Origin of the sequence: Pseudomonas protegens, from assembly GCF_003732485.1 — a bacterium.
Classification (GTDB): domain Bacteria; phylum Pseudomonadota; class Gammaproteobacteria; order Pseudomonadales; family Pseudomonadaceae; genus Aquipseudomonas; species Aquipseudomonas protegens_B.
The window spans coordinates 13,349-16,797 of the sequence record NZ_MOAK01000045.1 but is presented as its reverse complement, the minus strand read 5'-3'; the positions used below and the strand labels follow the sequence as shown (position 1 = coordinate 16,797).

Genomic DNA, 3,449 nt, shown 5'->3' with positions numbered 1-3,449 from the left:
GTAGGAGCTGGCTTGCCAGCGAAAGCGATTTCAAGGGCCCCTTCGCCGGCAAGCCGGCTCCTACGGAGTGGCCGGGAATGCATTTCCCCTGTAGGAGCTGGCTTGCCAGCGAAGGCGGTCTCAAGGGCCCCTTCGCCGGCAAGCCGGCTCCTACGAGATGGCCGGGAATGCATTTCCCTTGTAGGAGCTGGCTTGCCAGCGAAAGCGATTTCAAGGGCCCCTTCGCCGGCAAGCCGGCGCCTACCGGGGTTGCGGCCGGTGTTTGCCCAACCAGCGATCCAGGCCCAGCAACAGCAGCGACACCAGGACGAATCCCGCCAATATGCCCAGGGCATTGAGCAACACTTGGGGGTAGCCGAGCTTGTCCACGGCAATAAAGGGATAGGGGTACAGTCCCAGCAAATTCCCGCGTAAAAGCAGGTAGGCGAAATACAGCATCGGGTAGAGCATCCATAAGCCGATGTGCCTCAGCCGCAGCCACCCCTTGGGCACACAGCACCACCAATAGATCAGGAACAGCACCGGCATCACGTCGTGCAGCAACTCGTCCGCCAGCCATTGCCAGCCCTGGGGATGCCACAGGTGACGCAGCAGCAGGCTGTAGGCCAACCCCACCAGGACAATGCTCGCCGCCACCGCGCCACTGACCTCCGGACGCAGCATGAACGCCTGCCCCCGGGAAATCCGCAGATTCAGGGCACAGGTCAGCACACTGGCCACCAGGGTATTGCTGAGTACGGTGAAGAAGCTGAAGAAGTTCACCAGCCCGCCCAGCAGGCTGGCGCCGGCCTCCCAGCGCAGCAACAGGATCAGATACAGCTGAACCGTCAGCCCCAGCCAACCCAGCACTGCGGCAATGGCGATCAGCCCGCGTCGGCTGAGCAGCCCCTGCAGCGATACACCGGCCATGGAACTCCTCAGAGCGGACGCTTGGTGCGCTGCAACTTCACGTAGAGCTTCTCGACCTTTTCCCGTGCCCAGGGCGTCTTGCGCAGGAAGGTCAGGCTCGACTTGATGCTCGGGTCACTCTTGAAGCAACGGATATCGATGCGCTCGGCCAACCCCGACCATTCGTAGTGTTCCACCAGCGCCTTGAGGATCTGTTCCAGGGTCACGCCATGCAGCGGGTCGGTTTGGGTGTCGGTCATGCCGGGCCTTCGGGGAGAAAGATAAGGAAGCCGCGCACCTTAGCCGACGACATGCGCCCGCGCCAGAGTGCTGTTTTAACTGTAGCCGCCGTCGGCAACCACGGCGATTGAGCATGAGAAGCAAAAAGTTCCTGGCTTTTCGAAATAAAAGAGATGTTATATTGTATCAACAAATAACAACCCACCCGCATCCCGGACACCCCCCGTGTCCCGCCTGTTTTCTGACTCACAGCGCGCTGCGCAATGCTTGCCAAGGAATGACCGATGTCCCTCTCAGTCCCTCGCCCTTCCCGCTCTTTACTGTGGCGCCTGTCGCCGCTGTCCGCCGCCTTGCTGATCGCCTCCCCGGCCCAGGCCCTGGATTTGCCCCAGCAAGTCATCACCGCCAATCCTCTGGGCAGCACCCAACTGGCCGCACCGACCACGGTGCTGGAAGGCGAGCAGTTGACCCTGGAACAGAAAGGCAGCCTCGGTGAAACCCTGAACAAGCAGCCGGGGGTGTCCTCGTCCTACTTCGGTCCCGGCGCCAGCCGCCCGGTGATTCGTGGCCTGGACGGCGACCGCATCCGCATCCTGCAAAATGGTGTCGGCGCCCTGGATGCCTCGTCGCTGTCCTACGACCACGCCGTGCCTCTGGACCCGGTCAACGTCGAACGCATCGAAATCGTTCGTGGGCCGGCAGCCTTGCTGTACGGCGGCAACGCCATTGGCGGGGTCATCAACAGCTTCGACAACCGCATTCCCACCGAAGCCATCGAGGGCATTCACGGGGCCGGTGAACTGCGCTACGGCGGCGCCGCCACCACCCGCAGCAGCGCCGGAAAACTGGAAGCCGGTGACGGCACCTTCGCCCTCCACCTGGACGCCAACTCCCGGCAGTTCAATGACCTGAAGATTCCCGGCTACGCCCGCAGCCGCCACGCGCCGGCGAGCGAAGACGGCGACGGCAAGAAAGGCCGCCTGGGCAACAGCGACGGTCGCCAGGACGGCGGTGCCATCGGCGGCTCCTATACCTGGGACGACGGTTATGCCGGCCTGTCCTACAGCAACTACGACTCCAACTACGGCTCCCCCGCCGAAGACGACGTGCGTATCCGCATGAAGCAGGATCACTACGCCTTTGCCTCGGAACTGCGCAACCTCCAGGGCCCGTTCAGCTCGCTCAAGTTCAATGCCGGCTACACCGACTACGAACACCGGGAGATCGAAGGCGGTGAAACCGGCACCACCTTCAAGAACAAGGGCTACGAGGCGCGGGTCGAGGCCCGGCACCTGCCCATCGGCCCGCTGGAAGGGGTGATCGGCGCCCAGGTCAATCGCAACGAGTTTTCCGCCCTGGGTGAAGAAGCCTTCGTGCCGAAGACCGATACCAACAGCGGCGCACTGTTCATTCTCGAAGAACTGCAAGCCACCGAGCGCCTGAAACTCAGCCTCGGCGGACGCCTGGAACACACCACCGTGGACCCGGACGGCAAAGGCAACGAACGTTTCGCCCAGGCCGACAAGTCCAGCAACTTTACTGCCGGCAGCCTGTCCTCCGGCGCGGTCTATACCCTGACGCCGGTCTGGTCCCTGGCCGCCACCCTGGGCTACACCGAACGCGCCCCGACCTTCTATGAGCTGTATGCCAACGGCGCCCACGTCGCCACCGGCACCTATGAGCTGGGCAACGCCAAGCTGTCCAAGGAAAAGGCCGTGTCCAGCGACCTGGCCCTGCGCTTCGACAACGGCACCCACAAAGGCAGCGTCGGGGTGTTCTACAGCCACTTCTCCAACTACATCGGCTTGCTGGGCACGGGCCGGACCCTCAACGATGAAGGGGAAGAAGATGCAGACGGGATTCCGGAGTACGCCTACTCCGGGGTACGGGCACGCTTCACCGGGATCGAAGCCCAGGATCGCTGGAGCCTGGGAGAAAGCGCCTACGGCAAGTTCGCCCTGGAGCTGTCCGGCGACTACACCCGGGCCAAGAACCTCGACAACGGCCAGGACCTGCCGCGCATTGCCCCGCTGCGCCTGAACAGCGGTCTGCTATGGGAACTGGATCGCTGGCAGGCGCGCCTGGATGTGCAGCATGCCGCCGGCCAGGGCCGAGTGCCGGACCACGAAAGCAGCACCGATGGCTACACCACCTTTGGCGCCAGTGCCGGTTATCGCTTCGATATTGGCCGTAGCCAGTGGCTGGCCTTCGTCAAGGGCGAGAACCTGACCAACCAGACCGTGCGCTACGCCAGCTCGATCCTGCGGGATATCGCACCGGCCGCCGGCCGCAGTGTGGAAGTGGGGTTGCGTACTACCTTT

3 protein-coding genes are annotated in these 3,449 nt (G+C 63.4%); 1 reads left to right on the top strand and 2 read right to left on the bottom strand.

All coding sequences use genetic code 11. From position 1 onward, the window contains the following. Window positions 1–240 precede the first annotated feature (240 nt). Both BLX41_RS11030 and BLX41_RS11025 read right to left on the bottom strand, forming a co-directional pair. Complete coding sequence (locus BLX41_RS11030) at window positions 241–909, bottom strand: Pr6Pr family membrane protein (RefSeq protein WP_123724901.1); 669 nt, start codon at window positions 907–909, stop codon at window positions 241–243. 8 nt (window positions 910–917) lie between these two features. Then, window positions 918–1,148: a VF530 family protein gene (locus BLX41_RS11025; RefSeq protein ID WP_016966714.1), complete on the bottom strand. Its 231-nt coding sequence runs from the start codon at window positions 1,146–1,148 to the stop codon at window positions 918–920. A 264-nt stretch (window positions 1,149–1,412) separates the two neighbouring features. On the opposite strand from BLX41_RS11025, the gene BLX41_RS11020 reads away from it, so the two are divergent. After that, window positions 1,413–3,449, top strand: a 2,037-nt coding sequence (locus BLX41_RS11020; RefSeq protein WP_148059713.1) for a TonB-dependent receptor, incomplete at its 3' end; no start/stop codon positions are given.

What these genes read in the sequence shown, in the direction of transcription:
- BLX41_RS11030 (WP_123724901.1), bottom strand. Translation starts at nt 909, where the DNA reads ATGGCCGGTGTATCGCTGCAGGGGCTGCTCAGCCGACGCGGGCTGATC.
- BLX41_RS11025 (WP_016966714.1), bottom strand. Translation starts at nt 1,148, where the DNA reads ATGACCGACACCCAAACCGACCCGCTGCATGGCGTGACCCTGGAACAG.